Source organism: Actinoplanes siamensis (assembly GCF_016862395.1).
Taxonomy (GTDB): domain Bacteria; phylum Actinomycetota; class Actinomycetes; order Mycobacteriales; family Micromonosporaceae; genus Actinoplanes; species Actinoplanes siamensis.
Genome location: NZ_BOMW01000159.1, coordinates 1 through 607, shown reverse-complemented (window position 1 = coordinate 607; position 607 = coordinate 1). Strand labels below are relative to the sequence as shown.

General features: G+C 64.6%; 1 protein-coding gene. It reads left to right on the top strand.

Annotated features, from left to right (window positions below; translation table 11 throughout):
• Positions 1-569 (top strand): HARBI1 family protein (locus Asi03nite_RS37550; RefSeq protein WP_203685268.1); only part of this gene is annotated, 569 nt, incomplete at its 5' end.
• Between the last annotated feature and the right edge of the window lie 38 nt (positions 570-607).

The following is a 607-nucleotide window of genomic DNA, read 5'->3' as shown; positions in this document are numbered from 1 at the left end:
CGGCCAGATCGCCGAGTCTGCACGGTGCCTTGCTCGCGGCGAAGGCTGCTGGTCATGATCATGTGAACATCGACGGGATCCTGGTGGAGACCGACCGATGCCGCACTCCGGGACCAACGGCGGGGGTGGATCTGTGGTGGTCCGGCAAACACGACAACCACGGCGGCAACATCCAGGTCGTCACCGTGCCTGATGGGTGGCCGATCTGGACCTCGAATGTGCGGCCCGGCCGTGAACACGACATCACCGCAGCCCGCACCCACGGGATCCTGCCCGCGCTCACCCTGGCTGGCGGCGATCTGCGCACGCTCGGTGACCTGGGCTACGAGGGCGAGCCCGGCATCATCACCGTCGCGTTCAAGAAGCCGAAGAACGGCCGGCTGACCGTTGCTCAGCAGCAGCTCAACAAGGTCCACGACAGCCTATGCGCGATCGGCGAACGCGGAAACTCGCTGCTCAAGATGACGTTCAAAGCCCTGCGCAACGTCAGCCTCGACCCGTGGCGGATCGGAAAGATCGTCGCGGCGGCCCTGGTAATCCTTCACATCGACCACGACCGCACCACGTGACAACCGTCAGTAGTCAGAACCTTGCGCGGAATGGCTCA